General features: G+C 39.8%; 20 protein-coding genes. 5 read left to right on the top strand and 15 right to left on the bottom strand.

The genetic code is table 11. The features are described from left to right. Positions 1-68 precede the first annotated feature (68 nt). Positions 69-380, top strand: coding sequence for a DUF1827 family protein (locus IGI76_RS07120; RefSeq protein WP_005225878.1), 312 nt, complete (start codon positions 69-71; stop codon positions 378-380). Between the two features lie 161 nt (positions 381-541). Here the strand turns inward: IGI76_RS07120 and IGI76_RS07115 are convergent, their stop codons facing one another. Continuing rightward, entirely contained in the window at positions 542-1861 is a 1320-nt protein-coding gene (locus IGI76_RS07115; protein WP_322745112.1) for a helix-turn-helix domain-containing protein, read from the bottom strand. A 471-nt stretch (positions 1862-2332) separates the two neighbouring features. Beyond that, positions 2333-2800, bottom strand: a complete 468-nt coding sequence (locus tag IGI76_RS07110; RefSeq protein WP_086295177.1) for a hypothetical protein — start codon at positions 2798-2800, stop codon at positions 2333-2335. Between the two features lie 1028 nt (positions 2801-3828). Between IGI76_RS07110 and IGI76_RS07105 the strand changes: the two genes are divergently transcribed. Both IGI76_RS07105 and IGI76_RS07100 read left to right on the top strand, forming a co-directional pair. Next, complete coding sequence (locus tag IGI76_RS07105) at positions 3829-4314, top strand: hypothetical protein (protein ID WP_167822836.1); 486 nt, start codon at positions 3829-3831, stop codon at positions 4312-4314. Positions 4315-4393: 79 nt separating this feature from the next. Next, a complete protein-coding gene (locus IGI76_RS07100; protein ID WP_438792255.1) occupies positions 4394-5392 on the top strand; it encodes a WxL protein peptidoglycan domain-containing protein in 999 nt (332 codons plus the stop codon). A 181-nt stretch (positions 5393-5573) separates the two neighbouring features. Here the strand turns inward: IGI76_RS07100 and IGI76_RS07095 are convergent, their stop codons facing one another. From IGI76_RS07095 to IGI76_RS07060, 8 genes are all read right to left on the bottom strand, one after another. After that, positions 5574-6272 carry a hypothetical protein gene (locus IGI76_RS07095; RefSeq protein ID WP_086295171.1) on the bottom strand — a complete coding sequence of 233 codons (699 nt, stop codon included), beginning with the start codon at positions 6270-6272 and terminating at the stop codon, positions 5574-5576. A 667-nt stretch (positions 6273-6939) separates the two neighbouring features. After that, positions 6940-8520 carry a peptide chain release factor 3 gene (locus IGI76_RS07090; protein WP_194192881.1) on the bottom strand — a complete coding sequence of 527 codons (1581 nt, stop codon included), beginning with the start codon at positions 8518-8520 and terminating at the stop codon, positions 6940-6942. Positions 8521-8711: 191 nt separating this feature from the next. Continuing rightward, entirely contained in the window at positions 8712-9527 is an 816-nt protein-coding gene (locus IGI76_RS07085; protein WP_194192882.1) for a MetQ/NlpA family ABC transporter substrate-binding protein, read from the bottom strand. Positions 9528-9532: 5 nt separating this feature from the next. Next, positions 9533-10201 carry a methionine ABC transporter permease gene (locus IGI76_RS07080; protein WP_194192883.1) on the bottom strand — a complete coding sequence of 223 codons (669 nt, stop codon included), beginning with the start codon at positions 10199-10201 and terminating at the stop codon, positions 9533-9535. Beyond that, the gene (locus tag IGI76_RS07075) at positions 10188-10913 is read right to left on the bottom strand and encodes an ATP-binding cassette domain-containing protein (RefSeq protein ID WP_438781269.1); all 726 of its coding nucleotides are present in this window, start codon (positions 10911-10913) and stop codon (positions 10188-10190) included. The genes IGI76_RS07080 and IGI76_RS07075 overlap by 14 nt, the downstream gene beginning before the upstream one ends. 11 nt (positions 10914-10924) lie before the next feature. Beyond that, positions 10925-11941 (bottom strand): lipoate--protein ligase, encoded by a 1017-nt coding sequence (locus tag IGI76_RS07070; RefSeq protein WP_087627375.1) that lies wholly within the window; start codon positions 11939-11941, stop codon positions 10925-10927. Between the two features lie 239 nt (positions 11942-12180). Then, positions 12181-13557, bottom strand: a complete 1377-nt coding sequence (locus IGI76_RS07065) for a hemolysin family protein (protein ID WP_005225867.1) — start codon at positions 13555-13557, stop codon at positions 12181-12183. A 112-nt stretch (positions 13558-13669) separates the two neighbouring features. Further along, on the bottom strand, positions 13670-14785 hold the full coding sequence (locus IGI76_RS07060; RefSeq protein ID WP_010748066.1) for an AI-2E family transporter: 1116 nt from the start codon (positions 14783-14785) through the stop codon (positions 13670-13672). A gap of 142 nt (positions 14786-14927) precedes the next feature. Here IGI76_RS07060 and IGI76_RS07055 point away from each other — a divergent pair, with 142 nt between their 5' ends. Beyond that, entirely contained in the window at positions 14928-15362 is a 435-nt protein-coding gene (locus IGI76_RS07055; protein WP_016610225.1) for a GNAT family N-acetyltransferase, read from the top strand. 67 nt (positions 15363-15429) lie between these two features. Here the strand turns inward: IGI76_RS07055 and IGI76_RS07050 are convergent, their stop codons facing one another. From IGI76_RS07050 to recX, 4 genes are all read right to left on the bottom strand, one after another. Beyond that, a complete protein-coding gene (locus IGI76_RS07050; protein WP_194192885.1) occupies positions 15430-16392 on the bottom strand; it encodes an N-acetylmuramoyl-L-alanine amidase family protein in 963 nt (320 codons plus the stop codon). Positions 16393-16553: 161 nt separating this feature from the next. Then, positions 16554-17087 (bottom strand): nucleoside tri-diphosphate phosphatase, encoded by a 534-nt coding sequence (gene ntdP / locus IGI76_RS07045; RefSeq protein ID WP_005225863.1) that lies wholly within the window; start codon positions 17085-17087, stop codon positions 16554-16556. A gap of 93 nt (positions 17088-17180) precedes the next feature. Then, positions 17181-18332 (bottom strand): A/G-specific adenine glycosylase, encoded by a 1152-nt coding sequence (mutY, locus tag IGI76_RS07040; RefSeq protein WP_194192886.1) that lies wholly within the window; start codon positions 18330-18332, stop codon positions 17181-17183. Beyond that, positions 18325-19119 (bottom strand): recombination regulator RecX, encoded by a 795-nt coding sequence (gene recX, locus IGI76_RS07035; protein WP_034858009.1) that lies wholly within the window; start codon positions 19117-19119, stop codon positions 18325-18327. Before recX ends, mutY begins: the two co-directional genes overlap by 8 nt. Positions 19120-19233: 114 nt before the next feature. Between recX and rlmD the strand changes: the two genes are divergently transcribed. Then, positions 19234-20610: a 23S rRNA (uracil(1939)-C(5))-methyltransferase RlmD gene (gene rlmD / locus IGI76_RS07030; RefSeq protein ID WP_194192887.1), complete on the top strand. Its 1377-nt coding sequence runs from the start codon at positions 19234-19236 to the stop codon at positions 20608-20610. Between the two features lie 71 nt (positions 20611-20681). Here rlmD and IGI76_RS07025 read toward each other — a convergent pair whose 3' ends face one another. Continuing rightward, entirely contained in the window at positions 20682-21233 is a 552-nt protein-coding gene (locus IGI76_RS07025) for a hypothetical protein (protein WP_438781265.1), read from the bottom strand. Positions 21234-21236: the final 3 nt, after the last annotated feature.

The raw sequence follows: 21236 nt of genomic DNA, 5'->3' as shown, positions 1-21236 counted from the left end.
GGCTTTTCTTTTGAAAAAAAACGACCTATAATGTTATTAATAAATACATAGAATGTGAGGTGAGTCTGGTGAAATTAATCAACGTTACAAACAGCCATTCTCGACTAGTATTGAATCAACTTGAAAATACCGACGCAGAACTTGTAAAGGTTTACACAGCCGGAGACACGACCGTGATCTTTACCTCAGCTCCGAACCACAATGAAATTTTGCTGATCAATAAAAAACGGAATATTCGCCCGACGGAAGTAGAAGAAATCAAAAATTACTTCTTGAAAAAATTACCTGATGGCTCCTATGATCCTGCTACGATCTCTGTGATCCAAATGCCCGAAGTGGTAGAAATCTCCATCAAAAAAACGTTGTCTTCCTCACGTTAGCTTTGCCTAATCACGTGATTAAAAAATATCTATAAAAGGTGACTGTCGCAGCCCTCTTTTATAGATATCTTTTTTTGTCTTCTCTCCTCCTTCTTTCGTCTAGTACTTCGACCAACGATACCTGATAGTCAAGCAAAAAAAGAGAGCCTTACGCTCTCTTTTCAAGTATATTTATTAGAAATCATCGACTGGATCATCACATGTAGATTGTGCCAATCCTTGGTACTATGAACATTGCCAAAAAATGTAAATTTCTGCGACTCATTATGGATCAGCACGCCATCAGAAACCAGTATATCTGAGTCTCCTAAGTTCGAACAAAAGTGAATCACATTTTCATTGTAAATTTTCAATAGTTTGTTCTTAATGACCGGAATATATTCTGGGTGGTTCAAAAGAGAAATACCAATGCGAATCGGTTCTTCTTTTTGGATCGGTAAATAAGATGCTGTAATCTGAGCGATTTTCCTTAAGAAAAGGGCTTCTTTTTCTATTACAAACGAATGGCGTTGCAAGACGGTCGCAATCAGCTCCTCCACTTCTAATACGCGTTCGTTCGTAGAGGACAAATCTTCAGTAGACACAAAACTATCCAAAAAGAGATGAAGACAGCCCCATGTATTCATCACTAATTCATAGGTAAGAAACGCTTCGATCGCTTTGGAAAGATCATACTTTTGCGACAAGACAGCCACAACATCGGCAGAAAATTCGACCAGCGGATTTCCTAAAAGATTTCTCAGCTTTTGGCCCAAAAGTAGTTTTTCTTGATCCGAGATCGTTTCAGGTATGAAGAGAAAAACCCAGAAATGATAAAAAATCTGTTCTTTCTCAATATCTTGCTGACTCCTGATCGGCAGCAGCTTGATCACTTGCTTTTCCCCATTGAGTTGCTTGATTTGCTCATAAATAGCGATGGAAGCTTCGTCAAATTCATTGACGATATAGCCCCTCAACACCGCATTTTCAATAATTGAAAACATAATGTCGTGTTTCACTTTTGTAGTTTTCAACGGCTCATATTCTTTCGCAGCTAATTCAACGCTTGCACGGGTGCGTTGATTGATGTAAACATTACAAGCCATGATCTCAACTAAATAATGGTACATCCGCACACAAGGCTCTGCCCCTGTCAGATCAATGGAATCTGTATTGTTATTGATGGTAATCGGGACATTTTGGATAACCAGCATTTTTTTCAGATAGCTGATCAATTTATAACAATAAGAAATACTAAAAATCAATTCTTCTGAGATGTCCACCATACGGGTCTTTCTTTTTCTTAACAAATAGGATAATAGACGATAATAAGGAGATTCTAAGAAATACTTCTTCTTTAGATTCACAAAAATATGCAGGCTTTGTTCTTCGCTTAATTCTCGTGACAAATAAACGGTTCTCTTTTTCAGCAAAAAAATAGACTCGTCAAAGGTCGTAAACTCCCTCATATCTTCGGCGATTTCATTGATCAAAATTTTCACCTGATACAAAGATTTGTTTATCGTTTCACATATTTTATCGAGAGACAGCTGCTTCTCCAAAATGATATTTCTAATAATAGTTAATTTATCTACCTGTTTTTTGGTTAAATAAAACCTATACAACTTTTCTATATACTCCAAAATTTTTTACCCGCCTTATTTAAAAAGTATCCTAGTTTCCAATTATAGTAAAATAAACTTAAATTTGAGCCTCATTTTTCATTAAACGGACAATTTTAATAAAAACTTCAGAAAAACCCCCGCTTCTTTAAAACAGTACGGGTGAGAAAAACTTGTGAAACGATTCTTACCTTTTATAACAAAAAATGTCGGAAACCATAAAAAGATCCTATGAATTAGCTGTTTCCATAAACTTAGAAAAATTTCGTATTCTTTCATTGATTGGTAAGTGACTTGGAGAGTAAATTCATTTTCTAGCTGGACAAACTTCTTTGAGGAATCAAGTTCATTTCAAAGAGCTTGTAATAAAATATCTTTTCTTTTTAGCCAACAATCTTTGTATTCATAAATGTTGATGATCGACAATTCATCACTCATCTCATTAATTGACCGCATAATTTCTTCATCATCCGAATCAACATTGCCAATGACATGCAAATCATAATGAATACCAGATTTATCCACGCACTCAACAATATAACTGATGACATCTCCCCAAAAATGTTCCAATCGATGCGTGCCGCCTGCTTTTTCTAGCCTTGAACGTTCAGCGATACACAAAACGTTTTTCGAAGAGTATTGCAAGATATTGATTTCCCCTAGTGATTCGGCTAAGTAGTCAAGAACCGATTGACGATCATCGTCTTGATCCACAATTAAATTTCTCTCTATAATCGTGTTCGTTTTGTTGCTGAAAAAGCGCACAGCCAACATGGTAGCATTCTTTTGCCCTCTGAAATTTATTCTGGTTTGCAGCATTTTGATTCACTCCTTAAAAGAACTTTGATCCTCTGCTATTAAGAATATAGTAAGAGCAAGCTGATTTTTATCATCTTTTTTTCAAAAAAACTACAAATAAAATAATCATTGCCACTCTTTTTCTTTCTACTGACTAAAAGACCTGACGATTAGAAACGAGGGGCAACTTCACATAATCTAGAACGGCAAAAAAACGCTTTCAAAGGTTTCTTCAAAGAGTCTGATTGTGTATTCCTAAAAAATTATGCTTCCTATTAAAATCTAGGGTTCATGAGATAGCCATCCCAAACAGTTAGTTTTTGAGATATCATCATATAAAACAAACATGAACGTTTATTAACACAGGAGTAACCCTTGATGTCTCTGTCGCGTGAAGCTAGAAGAATTGTAGGTATAGATACAAATTAAGTGAAAACGTTAATTGATATTTTTTCATAAGTAACTTTGATATACCTATCCAATAGGAACGCATAAATAGAATCATACTTTTCAATCCCCACCCTACGCAACTGTTCATACGCGTAAAGCTACTGCCAAAATAGTTTCTTAAAAATGATAGAAAGTTGGTTTCTATTGAATTGCAGGTGTTCACTAAAGAAATATTAATCATGAATTTTCAGAACTGGTTTCTCTGACAGCGACTGGTTCAGAGCAAATTCTCAGAGACTACGAATAACATTTTTTTCGTTTTTTAGGTCCAATCCTAGTTGGAACGACAATTCTTTCAACTCTGAGAAGGCTTTGACTTAAATTAAAAGCCAAAATATAACCCTGCAACAAATTTACTTTCATAGTGATTATTACCGAATTGATAATTCGTAGACAGAAAGATAGGTCGACTTGATAATCAACATCATTTGACCACTAGAATATTTAATTAAATTATTGTATAAAAAAATCAGATTAATAAAATACTTTCTACTTTTTCATTAAAAATAGCGAAAAAACGGATAATAACATAATACACCATCATTGTATACTTTATTTAAGCAGTAAATCATCTGCAAAACTTAAAGTGAGGTTTTATTATGAAAAAAGTTATTTTGGGTACTACATTGGCAACATCTTTACTACTAGTAGGAGGAATCACTGCGTCAGCAGATGTTGCTATGCCAGATGTTCCCTCTGTTCCATTTGCTGTTACTATAACAGAAGGAACATCTAGTTTTGCATTTAACGATATGAATTTAAACGGAACGTTCGAAATAAGTCCAGCATTATTTGCCAACGGAACAATGACAGGAACTATTGAAAACGTTGGTGGAACAATAACAAACTTAACTCGTTCAGTTAATAGAGTTACAATTACAGTTTCTTCTGATTCTGAAGGTATCGTAATCACCGAAAATGATGTTGTTGCCGTTGAAGCAGAAGCTATTTCCCAACCAGTAGCTACCAGCGTAAATACAACTTTCACATTCAATCGTCAAACTGCTTTGCTAGATGAAGGTGCGCCAACTATCACAGTAACTGCATCAGATACTACTGACTCAGGCAATGGTCAACAACTTTAATTCTTAAAAAGGATAGCATATGGATAAAATATCAAAACACAGAGACTCTTTTCTAAGAGTTTCTGTGTTCTTCCTCATATTGACAATAATCGCAAATATAAATATAAGTATTGCAACAGCGAATGAGACGACGAATACTTTAAAACTATCACTTAGTGATACTGAACATGAAACATCAAGAAATACTCTTACTCTTCCTTCTGATGTTGATAAAAAGTATACATTTGAAATTAAACTGGAAAACATTGGAGCTGGTGATTCATCAATAGCGGTCACTCCCTTTGCTTCAACTGCTATTTCAAGAGAATCCTCTATTTTATACACTTCGAATACAGAGAACCTTCTCGATGATAAATACGACTTTTCAAATTATGTTACTATCGCTTCAGATGCTATAGACGAGGAGAATCAAATAGAAATTGCCCCTAATGAATCTGTTGGTGTCAGCATTACCATAAATGTTCCAGACGACATAGAGCTTGAAGGTACTGTAATGGGTGGAATTAATTTTAAGCAAATATTAGGTGTTCAAACAGCTGAAGACTCATTTAGTATTGCGTCTGCCTACGAGTCTATCATTTTTATCAACTTACTTTTTAGTGATGTAGAAGAGCTCAAAGACGTCGTTTATGAAGACTTCTCCTTCGTTGCTCTTCAGGACATGGCAAACCTACAATTTTATGCACTCAACTATAATCCTATTTTAGGCAACTTAAACAATGCGCTCTACGAACTAATAAACCCCAATGGAGAAACAATTGCCTCTGGGGAGTTAGCAGATTCCGTTCTTTTAACGCCGTTAACCAAATCAAGAATGCAGATTCCTTTAATAGACAATAGTGAACTTATTGAAGGCGAATACCGTTTAACTATAGAAACAACTAGAAAAGCGATCACGACTACTTTTTCTTATGAGAAAGAAGGCTTGGATAACTTCAAAAAAGAGAACCGTCCAACGAACACTGCCGATGTTCAGACAAATAATCAAATCCTTATTTGGATTATCTTTGTTCTCGTTGTAGCGTTGGCAGCTGCAGTCATCTATATTTTTAAATCAAAAAGAAAAAGAGAGGGCTAGTGTTGTGACCCCAAAAGTTAGCTTTTAGGACTAACTTTTGAAGGTCGCTTCAAAGCTCCTTTTTTTAGTACCACCAATTAGTCACAAACTTATTCAGCAAAAGCACTTTTCACCTAGTATTAGAAAAAGATGTGCAAAAAAACCGCTCCTATTCAGCTAAGCGGTTTTTCCTACACTAGTTTTAAACATATCTTTTATCAAAAATCACTTCTTTTATAAAAATTGTCGCTATCTCGTACTGGCACTCTTCCTCTAAACGATCCTCATGGACAGTATCATCATTGATATACTCAAGTGATTCTTCTTGGCTGAATGAATCATTCTCTAATGAGTCTTCTTCCTCTGGGCGTTCAGATTCATCTTCAATGCCATCGTCTTCTTGCTTTTCATCCTCTTGGTCTTCATCTGTCAAGTTTTCATCCGATGTCTCTTCTTTTTCCTCATCCGACTGATTCATTTTTATATCTTTCGTAAAGGTCTCTGAATCATCAATTGCTGTAAAAGTGACTGATAGGTAGTACTCAGAGTTAGAATCAAGATATTCCTTTATGTTCAATGTTGCAGCTACGTTAAGAATCATTGATGCTTCATCAGCATCCTCAATCTGAATGATCATCTCTTCCGAACCGTTCACGCTGTTTAGTTCTGCTGAAAATCCTTCTCCGACAGCCGTGATCGTTACGTCAAAAGCACCTTCACTGCCGTTGCTATTGACAGACAGCTGAAGATCTTGTGTGGTTTTCAACAAATAATAGTGTTCGTCCTTAAAGTCAATCGTGTTCAAATCAAAAATCAAAGTTTCGGAAACCTCATCAGCTGCAGCCTCTATTGTTGGAAAGAAAAATATCGCCGAAAATATGAATAACAAACTTTTTAGCACTACCTGATCCCCTTTCTTCTTTCAGAAATCACTTTTATTTAACAAATAATCATTCGCTTTAGCAAAATCGATAGATAGATAACTGTAAACTAGCAATAAGACTAATTCATTTTTTGAGTCGCGAAGCCATGGTACACCAACTGAAAACTTAAACCATCTGTTAGAAGTGCTTCAAATGAAGTTTCAAGGGCAATCACCGATTCATGCTCAGATAAAGAAAGCTTAGGCTTCACTAATAGCATCTGACAAAAAGAACATGTCCCTCGATCAAATGATTGAACGAACTCTATCACTGGCAATCTATTCTCTGCTTTCCCCCTACTTTCAAACAAGGAGAAAATTTCCTGAATCATCAAATGTACCTATGATATTTTTCTATTCATTTCAAGTGCATTTCCTTGTGGTCACCTTTAATACTACGCTCTTTTTCCGACTCATTTTATCTTCTTTTAAAAGAATGGTTATAAATTAGGATAATTGTCTGATCATTGGACGATTGCCCCAAATCATGCAACCTTCCTTCTGTATCAAAAGCACGCTTGCAGCACAAAAAAGCCCCTTCTTATCCATTTTGATAAGAAAGGACTTTCTACGATCGTTCAATTCAAAAAGATCAGCCTTACGTACAAAGTTGCACATACTTAGACAGTCTAGTGGGAAACGGCTCTTACATCAAGCTCTTCAGTTCGACGTCTGGGTACTTGTCAGCGAACCAACGCATTGCAAATTGATTTTCAAATAAGAACAATGGTTGATCGAAACGATCTTTCGCTAAAATATTACGGCTTGAGCTCATGCGCTCATCTAAGTCTTTCGGATCGATCCAGCGAGCGATCTTGTGGCCCATTGGGGTCATAATGACTTCAGCATTGTACTCATTCATCATGCGGTATTGGAAAACTTCAAATTGCAGTTGCCCGACAGCACCGATGATATATTCATCACTAAGATACGTCTTGTACAACTGGATAGCCCCTTCTTGGACCAACTGATAGATTCCTTTGTGGAAAGATTTTTGCTTCATCACATTCTTTGCAGTGACTTTCATAAAGAGTTCCGGAGTAAATGATGGTAGCTCTTCGTAAGCAACTTTTAGTTTTCCTTCATAGATCGTATCGCCAATTTGGTAATTTCCCGTATCATAAACCCCGATGATATCTCCAGCGACTGCTTCTTCAATATTTTCTCGGGTGTCTGCCATAAATTGTGTCACATTGCTGAGTTTCATTTTTTTGCCAGTACGCTCAAGCGTTACGTCCATGCCTCGTTCAAAGGTTCCTGAACAAATACGGACAAAGGCGATCCGGTCACGATGGGCAGGGTTCATATTTGCTTGGATCTTGAACACAAACCCGGACATTTCTGGTTCATAAGGACTGACTTCAACACCAGCTAAAGTTTTGTGACCGTAAGGCGCTGGTGCAAAGGACAAGAAGGTTTCCAAAAAGGTCTGCACTCCGAAATTCGTAAGGGCGGAACCAAAGAACACAGGTGTTTGATCGCCTCGTGCGATTTTTTCTGTATCAAAGGCATCGCCAGCTTCTTGCAGTAATTCTACTTCTTCTAAAACTTGTTGGAACAGCCCATCTTCGGCAAATGGATGGTCTGCAGGAAATTGCCCATTTTCATCTAGGGCAACTAAACGTTCCCCACCGTGATTGTCTGGACGATAAAATTCGACCCGTTGGTTATGGATATCATACAGTCCTTCTAAGCCTTTCCCCATGCCGATCGGCCAATTCATTGGAAATGATTCGATCTCTAAAAGATCTTCTAGTTCTTCTAATAATTCTAATGGTTCGCGGCCATCACGGTCGAGTTTATTGATAAAGGTAAAAATCGGAATACCGCGTTTTTTAACGACCTGGAAGAGTTTTTTCGTTTGCGCTTCGATCCCTTTTGCGCTATCGATCACCATGACGGCACTATCCACCGCCATCAAGGTACGGTAGGTATCTTCAGAAAAGTCCTCATGCCCAGGGGTATCTAAAATATTGACCCGTTTGCCTTGGTAATCAAACTGCATAACAGAACTGGTAACGGAGATCCCCCGTTGTTTTTCAATTTCCATCCAGTCGGACTTTGCGAAGTTACCAGTCTTTTTCCCTTTGACCGTACCAGCTTGGCGAATCGCGCCACCGAATAATAATAATTGTTCTGTAATGGTTGTTTTCCCCGCATCCGGGTGGGAAATAATCGCAAAGGTACGGCGACTATCTACTTGTTGTTTTAATTTTGGATTATCCATTGATTATATTGCTCCATTTCTTGTATTTACAATGCGAACAGTGTCCATTTTAGACTGTCGCTAGTTTTCTGACCAAATCAGTATATCATGGATAAGGGTGATAAAAAAGCAAAAAAAGACAAGAAACCCCTTTGACTACTCTCTTTTAGAGAGTTAGGCAAAGGGCGTTCCTTCCATTTGATGGAAATAAATTAAAATGCTGGCAATAAGGTATCGCTATGGTCGTTTTCTAAAAATTCGCGAACTTTATCGCTAGTCATGGCACGGCGCAAAACGGCGATTTTTTCAGAATCTTGATTGTCTTCTCGAGCAACCAATGAGATAGCAAAGCGATCATCGATCGTTTTTTCTAAGAAAAGGGCATCGGCTGGTTTCAAACCGATTTTCGCGATATAGGTTGGGTAGTTGTATACCAAGGATACATTCGGTTCATCATAGGCTTCCGCAAGATTCAGTAAATCAACAGATAACCATTCAAAGTTTTTCGGATTTTCGGTAACGTCTTTAAGTGTTCCATTAACACCAACGCCATCTTTGAGAGTGATCAACCCTTCTTCTGCTAAAATCGCTAATGCTCGACCTTCATTGGACACATCATTCGGCAATGCGACTTTCGTTCCTTCTGGAATATCATTGACATCCGTATATTCTTTGGAATAAAAACCGACTTTTGCGTTATAGATTTTATCTAATGCCACTAGGTTTGCATCTTTTTCTTCATTATACATTTGCATATATGGTTCATGTTGCGCAAAGTTGGCATCGACCTCGTCATTATTCAGCAGCTCATTGTACTGGATATTGTCATTGACTTGGACCAACTGGATTTCCCAGCCATCTTCCACTGCTTCCGCTGCAACCTTTACGACATCGGTCATTGGTGTCGTTTGCGAAGCGACCTTGATGATTTTCTCTTCGCTTGCCTCATCAGAACCCGTACCGCAAGCCCCCAATACACCTAATGCCAATACACTCAATCCTAAAACAAATCCTTTTTTCACTTTCATTCCTCCTATTTTCGTTTATCAAGTTTTCTTGCTGCTTGATTGCCAATCCCCTGCAGGATAAAGACCAAAAGAATCATGATGATAATTGCAAAATACATGACGCTATATTCATAGCGTTGATAGCCATAGCGGATCGCAAAATCGCCGATACCACCACCGCCGACGATCCCCATCACTGTTGAATAAGAAACCATGCTGACTGCTGTCGTCGTTAAAGATAAAATCAAGCCGCTTCTAGCTTCCACCAGTAAAAACGACCAAACGTATTGCCATTGACTGACGCCAAGGGATTTCGCCAAATAAGAAACTTCTTCTGGTACATCCAGCAGTACTTGCTCCGTCAAACGAGCAAAAATACTCATAGCAACGATGCTCAAAGGGAAACTGGCGGGAATCGGTCCAAATGAGCTTCCTAAAAGCATCCGTGTCAGTGGGATCAAGGCTACGACAAATAATAGAAACGGAAACGAGCGGATGATCGTCACAACAAGATTCAAACACTCATAAAGAAATGAGATTTTTTTTCCACGACTGCGGCTAAGAAAGAGCCAGACACCTAGCGGTAGTCCTAAAACAATGGCTGCGAGCATCGAAATCCCCATCATGATCGCTGTTTCTTTCAAAGACTGAAGTAATTCAGGCAGATAATACAAAATACTCTCACTGATCGTCATGCAGCAAACTCCTCTCCACTTTGTCCACATAAGAGCTTTCTTTGCGGACAATTGGCTGCGGATGATTGACAAATTCCGCCGCAAAGACGGCATCTTCCAATACAAACACACGTTGACAAATTTGTCTGACTGCGGTTAGCTCATGACTAACGAAAATGACTGCTGGCTGAAACGTCTGTTGAACTTTTTGCAGTAAAGCAAGTACATCGGCTTTCGTATCTTCATCCAGCGCACTAGTGGGTTCGTCACACAGCAAGATTTTCGGCTCACGGATCAACGCCCGTGCGATAGCTACTCGTTGTTTCTCCCCACCGCTCAACTTGGCTGGATAAATGTCGGCTTTGTCTTCCATCCCAACAAATGAAAGCATCTCCAACACCTTCTCCGATGATTTCCCCATTAACTTCAAGGGCAAATAGACATTTTCAAAAACGGTTCGATTGTGTAGCAGATTGTAATTTTGAAAAATCATGCCGATTTCCTGCTGCGCATGTAGCAGTTGCTTTTTGTTTAAGGGATCGATTCGTTTCCCGTCAAAGAGCAGCTCCCCACTGTCAGGTGTCTCAATTAAGTTCAAAAGCCGAAGCAACGTTGATTTCCCCGAGCCGCTTTTGCCGACGACCCCAACAATTTCCCCTGGCTGAAAAGCAAAAGAAAGACTATCTAGGACGCTTCGATCGTAACGCTTTGTGATGTTGATGGCTTCTAGCATCTTTTTTCCTCCTAATCAAACAGCAACGCAAGAAATTCAGCGTTAGTCATCTGATGGATAAATTGCTCGATGGCAATATCCTTTAGCAAGCGGCTGATGGTGTTTTGTTCAAAATCAATACCTTGCAGCATCGCTTCAAGTTCACTGATCTCTTTTTGTCCAAAAAAATCACCGGTAATTTGAATCGCTGCAATCTTGCCTTTATTGACAGTAAAATCGACTTCAACGATCCCAACCTGCGCAAACCGCTTTCTTTTTTGCCATTCAAAAGCAGGCGCTTCATTAAAAATCCACTCATTGTTCGCGTAACGTTCTTCAAACAACGTTTGGATCGCTTGGCGATCCGCATCCGTCAAGACGATCTCTTGCTCACTGATTTCATCAATCGATTCTACTTCATAGATTCGGCAAAGGAGTGTGTCTCGAAATGCCTTGGTATCCATTGATTGGTATTGTTCTGCCAAATACGGTTTAATATTCGTCACACTTTTCCGTACGGATTTCGTTGCTTTAGAGGCAATTTTTTCTTGGGCAACGTGTAGGACTTTTGTTAATTCTTCTAGATCCACATCATACATCAATGTGCCATGAGAATACGTTCGACCTTTTTTTGTATACATCGCATTGCCAGAAAACTTTTTCCCATCAATGAACAGATCATTGCGGCCATGTACTTCTACCTCCTTGGCTCCCATTGCCGCTAAGCCTTTCATGATCGGTTGTGTTGCACTTTGGTAGTCACCAAAACTCGTGGCATCTTTTTTGGTGACAAAACTAAAGCTCATGTTGCCTAGATCGTCATACACTGCTCCACCGCCAGATGTCCTGCGAGTCAACACGATATTGCGACTCCTTAAATAGTCAAAATCAATCTCTTGATACGCATTTTGATTTCTGCCGATTATAACACATGGTTTTTGTATATATAACAGAAGACAAGGTTCTGAAACATCTACGTTATTCATTAAATACTCTTCAGTTGCCAAATTGTAACGGATATCCTCACTAAGCATACGGTAAAATTTCATTTCAAGCCCCTCGTTCTTATTAGATTTCTATGGATATTCTCGCTTTTCTTACGGAAAATTGCAATCAAACTGCTTAACGATAAGATACACGTGTTTTTTTATCTGTTTTTAAGCTGTATTATTGATTAGATTTATCGTAACCGTTTCTTACAAACAAATCAAGGGGAATAAGTAAAAAAAAGGAACAAAAAAGACCAAAGCAGTTGCCTTGGTCTTTCTCATTTCATTCATGCGGAACTTTAACGGCGAGGCTCATCTTCCTCAAAATCTTTGCGGAAATAGCGGCGTTCTTCTTCTGGTTCCACTTCGCCTTCTTCTGGATCATGGAAGATTACACGGATCTTCAAGACACGTGATCCTTCCATTTCTTCAGAAATCAATTTCACGTTATCGACTTCAAAGGAAAGTTTCTCTCCTTCATCTGGAATCATTCCTAAAGCAGTGATCAAGTAGCCTGCCATCGTATCGACGTCGCTCATATGCAAGCTCATATTGAAAGCTTCATTGAAATCATCGATCAGCATCCGACCTTGAATCACGTATTCTTTATCAGAGATTTTTTCATAAAGCTCTTCGACCTCATCGGATTCATCATCGATCTCACCGACGATTTCTTCAAGCAAGTCTTCTAATGTAACTAACCCAACGACTCCGCCGTATTCATCAAGCAAGATCGCCATTTGGTTTTGGGTTTTCTTTAATTCATAAAGCAAATCATCGATAAAGACTGTTTCTGGAACAAACAGTGGTTCTTGCAAGATCTGCTTGATGTCCATTGTTTCAAAGCCGTATTTGTAGGCACATTTCAAAAGGTTTTTGGTATGCAAAATCCCAACGACTTTGTCTTTATCTTCATTATATACAGGAATACGAGAATAATTTTCTGCTAAAATTTCAGTCAAAATTTCTTCTACTGAGTCATTGATATCCACCATAAAGGCAGAGGTTCGAGGAACCATGACTTCACGGGCGACTTTCGTATCTAATGAAAAGATCCCTTGCAGCATCTCTAATTCATCTTCTTCAAAGACCCCTTCTGTTTCCAACATATACCGCATTTCATCACGGGTCATCTTTGTGTCTTCATCGTCAAATTCCATTGGAGTGATCCGCGCCAATAAGCTTGTTGAAGCAGATAAGAACCAGACGAAGGGCTTTGCAATAATCCCGATCGTTCGAATCACACCAGAAGTGAACTGGGCAACTTCTTCTGATTTGTTCATGGCGATACGTTTTGGATACAACTCACCGAAAACGATCGACACATAGGTCAAGATCGCTAAAACGATAATGTTCGCTAAGCTTTTAGCCGCCGTTCCTCCACCTAATAAAGGTGCCAGACGGGTCGACAAGGTATCTGCCAGAGATGCCCCAGATAAGATATTCACCAAGGTAATCCCAACTTGGATCGTTGACAAGAAATTTGTTGGATTATCAATGATTTTCAATAATTTTTGTGATTTGACATTTCCTTCTTCCGCTTTTTGCTCCACACGGTTTTTGTTGACTGAGACGACTGCGATCTCAGAGGCCGCTAGAAAAGCGTTGATCAATGTCAAAACGATCAATAATAAAATTTGCGCTAGAAGCGACTGACTCTCGGGGTCAGCATTCATAATAGCATTCTCTCCTTATTTTTTCATATTCTAAAAAAAATCGTGGGCTTAGCCCACGATAAAATCCTATCACAAAGTTTTTTTCTTTGCAATAAAAAACACCAGTCATTGATTACTCGATCAACCGTTCTTGATTTTTCTTGATTTTGTCATCTTTGATCAGACGAACAATAAAGACCACGATCGTCCGACAAATTGCGTAAAACGGTACTCCTAAGAAAATTCCCAGCAAACCTGCCAGATTTCCAGCGACCAATAAAACCAAGATGATCGTTAATGGATGGATCGCTAATGATTTTCCGATCACATTCGGGTAGATAACATTTCCATCTAATTGTTGGACGACTAGTACCACGACACAGCACAGCAATGCGCGGAACGGTTCATCAAAGACCGTTACTAAGACTGCTGGAATCAAGCCAAGATACGGACCTAAATAAGGAATCAAGTTTGTGACCCCTGCGATCACCCCAAAAAGAAAGGCATAGTTGACGCCGATCATCCAGTACCCAATAAACGTGAAGGTAGCGACAAAAATACATTCGATCGCTTGCCCACTGATGTAATTGGATAGTGTCTTGTTTAAATCACCTAGCAACCCAACAATCTGATCTCGTCTTCTTTCTGGAAAGACTGTTTTCAGATTAGGAACTAGCTTTTCTCCATCCTTCAACATATAGAAAAGGATGAATGGGACTGTAACGATGATCATCGTCGCGGAAGCAATCGTACTGACGATCGATCCTAAGCTAGTGGATAACCCACTAAGAAACTGCTGCAGCAAAGAACCATAAGAAAGATTTAGGTTTTCTAACTGCTGCGCGATATCGATTTGTTTGAAAAATGGATCATCTGCGATCCTTGAGATCCAGCTTTCCATATTTTTGGCAAATGTTGGAATATTTTCCGCCAATGAAGTAATCTGACTCACCAGATTAGGAATAACGCTGACGAAAATCAAGATGATTGCTGCTACTAATAACAATAGAACCAATATGACAGCAAACAGTCGTTTTATTTTTGTCGTTTTCATCAAAAATAGGACGATTGGATTTAGCAGATAATACAGAAAGCCAGCAATCAATACTGGTGCAAATAAAGTAGAAAAAAACGTGCCGATCGGTGCAAATAGAAAATTGACTTTACTTAACACAAACACGAGTGTCACTAAAACCAATGCTTCCAATGACCAAAAGAACAGTTTTGATTGTTTGAATTTGTCGAACAAAAGATTCCCTCCTTTTTTATAACATTATAGTTGATTTTGTAAAAAAAAGCTTGCGACTTTAGCCGCAAAAAAAAAGAAATTTGTAAAAAAAGTGGTATACTAATAAAAATAACGGAGAAATCATAGCTGAGGTGAGTTTTTTATGCATATCGCACAAACAAAAGATACGCTAAGTGAGATCTATTTGGCGTCATTGAAAATACGAAATCAAGTGTTCGTAAAAGAGCAAGGAGTTCCATTAGCATTAGAAGTAGATGAAAATGAGGCATTGGCTGTTCATTTCGTCTTATATGACGATGACAATGAAGCAGTCGCAACCTTACGTTTTTTACCGATCTCTGATCATGAGGTGAAATTACAGCGAATGGCGGTGCCAGCTGCTCATCGAGGTTCAGGCTACGGCAGGCAGTTGATCGAGGGAGCGGAAGCTTTCATTCAAAAACAAGGAATCAAAAAAGTCACGTTAGGGGCACAGTTAACTGCCAAAGAATTTTACTTGAAGTTAGGCTATCAGCCTGAAGGCGATGTCTTTTTAGACGCGGATATGCCCCATATCAAAATGAGCAAAACCTTTTAACGAGCAGTGATTACTTAAAACAGCGACCCCAAAACAGATCCTTCCTCTGTTTTGGGGTCGCTGCTTTTTATTCCTCTGCTTCAACGATCTCTTCAATCGCTGTCAGCAACGCTTGCGCCACCCTTTGATCATAGCCTTCACTTGTAATCACCGCTAAATCAGTGTCACTGTTCAAATAGCCTAACTCCAACAAAACTGCTGGAATATATTGCTCTCGTAAAACATAATAGTTACCAAAACGAGTGCCGTTGGAACTCAATGCCACTGAACTACTCAAACTGGAAGTGATCGTTTCTGCCATCTCTTTTGCCCCAGTATAGTAATAGTAAGTTGTCAGTCCTTGATTGCTGTTTGGTAGCTCTGAATTATCGTAATGAATGCTGATAAATAGATTTGGTTCCTCCGAGAGTGAAGCTGCAGTAATTTCAGACAGCGCTAAATAGCGATCTTCGGTGCGTGTATAACTGACTTGAATTCCCGCTTGGGTCAGTACTTCGCCGATCGTTTGGACGGTGGCTAACGTCAAATCTTTTTCCATGATCGTTTGATCCGTTGACAGTGCCCCAGAATCTTCGCCGCCGTGCCCCGCATCAAGAACGACTCTAAAGTCTGACAATTTTTTTGAAGTCTCCGAAAGTGGAACTTCTTGGATGGATGCAGAATGCTTTTCAATGTAACCCGTTATTCCATCGTCAGTTTGGATTTCAACCATCTCTTCTGTTTGACTAAGTACGGTTGCCCAACTTCCACGGTGGATCTTCCCGATGACGGTTTCTTGACTTGTTGTCTGATAAATCGATACATAATCGTTCTCACTTTCAATCGCTGCATCGTATTCTGAGGGATCCACGTAAATTTGGACCATGCTTGCCGTTTGTGCGACCTCTTCTGCTTGAGCGTCCGACTCGGTTTGAGCCGTGCTTTCTTGGGTCTCTTCTTGAACAAAATGATCATTTCTCAACACAGCAAAACCTGCCGCAAAAAGTAGAATCATGGTAGTACCGATAACAAGCTTCCCTTTTTTCTTCATTTGCTTCCCCCACTTTTTTCCTTGGTCTTTCTATCATGGGACTAGCAACTTAAACAGAACTTAAAGGCAACTGCTAGAAGCAACCCTCTCACAGCACAAAAAAACTTCAACCGAAATGGTTGAAGTTTCTCGGGAAAAATGAGCGATCCGACCCATTTCACTTATTTTTGAGACAACTGCTTGTAGCGATCATACCAAATGTCCACATACCCTTGCGAAAAGGGTCCTTTGCCATTATTGATCCAATCTACTAAAATTTTGACATTTTCTTTCAAGATAAAATCAATGTCTTGCGGATATTGCATAATCTTACTGTGCAATTCATACTCATCCACATCTAGTAAACGTTTCTCGCCATCAGGAAATACTTTGATATCAAGGTCATAATCGATATATTTCAATGCCTCTTCATCAAGTAAATACGGTGAAGCAAGATTACAATAATAGGAAACCCCCTTTTCTCGAATCATTGCAATAACATTAAACCAGTATTTTTTATGAAAATATACAATTGCTGGTTCACGGGTAACCCAGCGTCTTCCATCTGATTCGGTCACTAATGTATGATCGTTGACCCCTATCACTGAGAATTCACTGGTCTTTAAGACCATCGTATCCCGCCACGTTCGATGCAAATTGCCGTCATGTTTGTAGCTTTGAATGCTGACAAACTCTCCTTCTTTTGGAACTCGCATAGCAACCCTTCCCTCAGCAAGAAAACTTGCGTTTTGTTTGGGTGTTCATTACACCGACATCGTTAATATTATAGCAATAAAAGAAAGCTTTGCCTAGAAATCTTTATCGAGTTTCTGATATTTCTTTAATTGATCCACCAATTTCTGCTGGGGTTTTGGGAAAACATAGTTTTGAAAGGATTTTTTTGCTGCCCATTCGCTGTCTTGTAACGTGAGCTCTCCCCGTTTTCTGCCGTAAAATAAAAGGACGTGCCATTTCAAATGACTAAAGATATGAGTGATCTCGCCAAAATGTCGTTTTTGCCAAACGACAGGCAGATCAGGAAAAATCTCGAGTGCATCATCTTCGGCAATCAAATCCAACTGCAGCTGATCCTCTTTTGCCCATGTCCGCTGCAGAGACTCGTACTGTTCTTTCGTCACTTCTACCAACGGAAAATGCCACATAGAGGCCAATAAGCCTGTTTCAGGTCGCTGTACGAGTAGAAACGAGCCTTGATCTTCGATGGCGCCTGCGATGTAATAGACATCTTTTGGCTTTGCTTTTTTCGATTTCACTGGAAAGTCTGTTTGTCGATTCTCCGCATAAGCAAGACAATACTGACTGATGGGACACTCTTCACATTTCGGTGTGGTGGGTGTACAGATTCGTGAGCCAAGATCCATCAAGGCTTGATTAAACTCACCGGGTTCATCGGGGGAAATGATCGTTCTCATCGCCTCGTCAAATGGTCTTCGGCTGCTGGCTTTCGCAATATCTGCTTCGATACAAAATAACCGACTGACGACCCGCATCACATTTCCATCGATTGCCGGTTCTGGCAAGCCAAAAGCAATACTGCCAATCGCTCCAGCTGTGTAGGGACCAATTCCTTTTAGTGAGCGAATCTCCTCAATTGATTGGGGCATTTCTCCGTCGAATTCGGCAACGATTTGCTGGGCGGCAGCCTTAAGGTTACGGGCACGAGAGTAATAACCTAAACCTTCCCAAACCTTTAACAGCTTTTGTTCTTCGGCTGCCGCCAAGTCTTGGATCGTCGGGAATTGTTCCATAAAACGGTAAAAATAGCCAATCACTGTTTCTACTCGTGTTTGTTGAAGCATGATCTCTGAGATCCAGATTGCATACGGATCGTTGGTCGCCCGCCAAGGGAGATTGCGTTTTTCTTTATGATACCAAGTTAAAAATGTTTCTTGGAACGTCTTGATTTTTTCTACATCCCAAGTTTCCCATTGCTTACTCATCCATTACTTCCTCATCTAAGAATCGTTGTATATCATCGATGGCAAACCCTTTTTGATAAAGGCCTTGCTTGATTTTCATTTTTCGTTTCATCAACGGTAACCGCTGATGCCGCCGCATAAGTCGGGCACCTTCTCTTTGGAGCGCTTCATTTTCTTGGTCCTCATCTTTTTCCATCGGTAATTCATCCAAAATCATCTGAATGACTCCTTGATGAAAACCTTTTTGCATCAAATGCATTTTTATCTTTTGGATCATTTCTTTATGGCTTTTGTTGTGAAAACGACGCATCGCTTTTTCAGCCGTATGATAACCGACCTCAAATTGCATTTCCTCGGTATACAAAGGCAATACTTCCTGAATCACGGAATCTTTTAATCCTTTTTTTCTCAATTGCTGACTGATGACCACGGGTCCTTTATCACTCATGCGGACTTGGGTGCGAATGTAGCTTTCTCCGTAGTTTTTGTCATCGATCAAATTCAACTCTTTCAGACGTTCAACGACTAAGTCTCGGTCTTGTTTTTCGATTTCTTTGTCTTTCAAATAGGTACGGACTTCCATTTCAGAACGCAGCTGATAGCTGATATAGTTCATGGCTTGCTGCAATCCTAAATCAAACCCCGCACTTTTTTTGATTTCTTTTAATTCTTCTTCACTCAGTTCCTTGCCTTTTAATAGCCGAAAGCGGACCAAAAGATCTTCTGAGACCCGCAGCGTTTCACCTTCTGATGTCGCCACTTCATAAAATGGTCCTTTTCCTTTATTGATACGAATAATTGTATTCATCTTCTTCACCTCGCGAACGTACATTCTATTTTACCACAACTACGATGAAATTCCTTCTAATCAAGCTGAAAAAATGTGGTAAAATGAACTGACTATTTTATTTAAGGAGTTCACATGGCAAATACACAAGTCCAGCTTGGACAAAAACTACAACTAACGATCAAACGCTTGGGGATCAACGGAGAAGGCATTGGGTATTACAAAAAGTTGATCATCTTTGTTCCCCGTGTTCTACCGGGGGAACAGGTCATTGCCGAAGTCACCAAAGCATCTCCCCGCTTTGCTGAAGCTAAGATGACCAAAATCATCAAGCCAAGCAGCGATCGCATCCAACCACCCTGCAAGTTTTACGACCGGTGCGGCGGCTGCCAATTGCAGCACTTAGTCTACGACAAACAATTAGACTTCAAAAAAGACCTATTGAAACAAGCACTTGAAAAATTTAAGCCAAAAGGCTACCAACAGTTTGAACTAAGGGATACTTTAGGCATGGATGTTCCTTGGCATTACCGCAACAAAGCACAATTTCAATTGCGTTACAACAGTCAAACCAAACGAATCGAAGCGGGTTTATACGAAATGGAGTCTCATCGCTTAGTCGCCATTGATGATTGCCTCGTACAAGAACAAGATACGCAAAAAGTGATCAACGGCATCGTCCAATTGTTGAATAAATACCAGATCCCGATTTACGATGAACGCAAAAACAGCGGGATTCTACGGACATTGATGGTTCGTATCGGGATCGCAACTGGCGAAGTTCAAGTCGTGTTTATTACCAACTCTGTCAAACTGCCGCAAAAAAATGCGCTGATTCGCGAGATCAATCAGCGCTTGCCGCAAGTCGTTTCCATCATGCAAAATGTGCAAAACAAAAAAACGTCCGTCGTCATGGGAGAGGAAACGATTCATCTTTGGGGCAAAGAAGCGATCGAAGAACGGTTGAATGAACTGACCTTCGACTTGTCCGCCCGCGCATTCTTCCAGCTGAATCCACAGCAAACCAGCATCTTGTATCAAGAAGGGTTAAAAGCCCTTGACTTGAGCAAAAATGAAACAGTCGTTGATGCCTATTGCGGTGTGGGAACGATTGGGTTGAGCGTGGCTCCTTATGCCAAAGAAGTCCGCGGCATGGACATTATTCCTCAAGCAATTGCAAATGCCCAAGAAAATGCACGCCGCATTGGTGCCCAAAATACCCATTATGAAACGGGAACTGCTGAGGAGCTCTTACCAAAATGGTTCAATGAAGGCTTCAATCCTGATAGCATCATTGTTGATCCGCCAAGGACAGGCTTGGATGAACGATTATTGCAAGCGTTGCTGAAACAACCACCGAAGAAGATGGTCTATATATCTTGTAATGTTTCTACTTTAGCAAGAGACTTGGTCCAATTAGCCAAAGTGTTTCACGTAGTATATCTGCAATCAGTAGATATGTTTCCACAAACCGCCCGCTGCGAAGTAGTGGTAAAATTGACCCGCAAATAAGCATTCGCCTGACAAATCATCTTGTGATCTGTCAGGCGAATGCTGTTTTCGTTGTCTTTTAAGAACAACGATTAATTGATTTGTAAGACGAGGACTTTCGTGGCAATGAAGGTGTCGCCTACTCGCTGCCCATAAAGACTTACCGATCGTTCAAGCTGCAGATCCGCACGTGACCCCTCCACGATTCGAGAATTATGCGATTGTGCATCATATAGAATTACTTTTATCTCAGTCTCGCTAGTAATCGTAAATTTGAGTTTTTCTTCTGAAGATATTGCGATATCGATTTCCTCATCCCCTTCAGTTCTTGTAGAAAAATTGGTTATCTCTAGTTCAAAATGATCCCCATCCATAGATACAAGAATGCCCGTTTCATCTGCTTGTGCCAATTCCTCATTCGCTCGCTCTGCATCAGTCTGAGTCACTTGTTGCGCTTTTGTCTGATCGGTTTGATCGTGATTATTTTGGGTCTCGTCTCCACTTTGACTTGTTTGCGTTTGCGGCGTATTTATTTGGTTGTTGATCGGTACGTTGTCGTTGTTTGTCTGTGGATCATTCGCAGCAACACCACAACCACTAAGTAATGCCACAAACAAGATAATTACTGTTTGTTTTTTTATCATAAA

It is taken from the genome of Enterococcus sp. DIV2449a (assembly GCF_051711225.1).
Lineage (GTDB): Bacteria > Bacillota > Bacilli > Lactobacillales > Enterococcaceae > Enterococcus_D > Enterococcus_D casseliflavus.
Note: the sequence above shows the minus strand (reverse complement) of the source record. Positions and strands in the feature narration are given on the sequence as shown.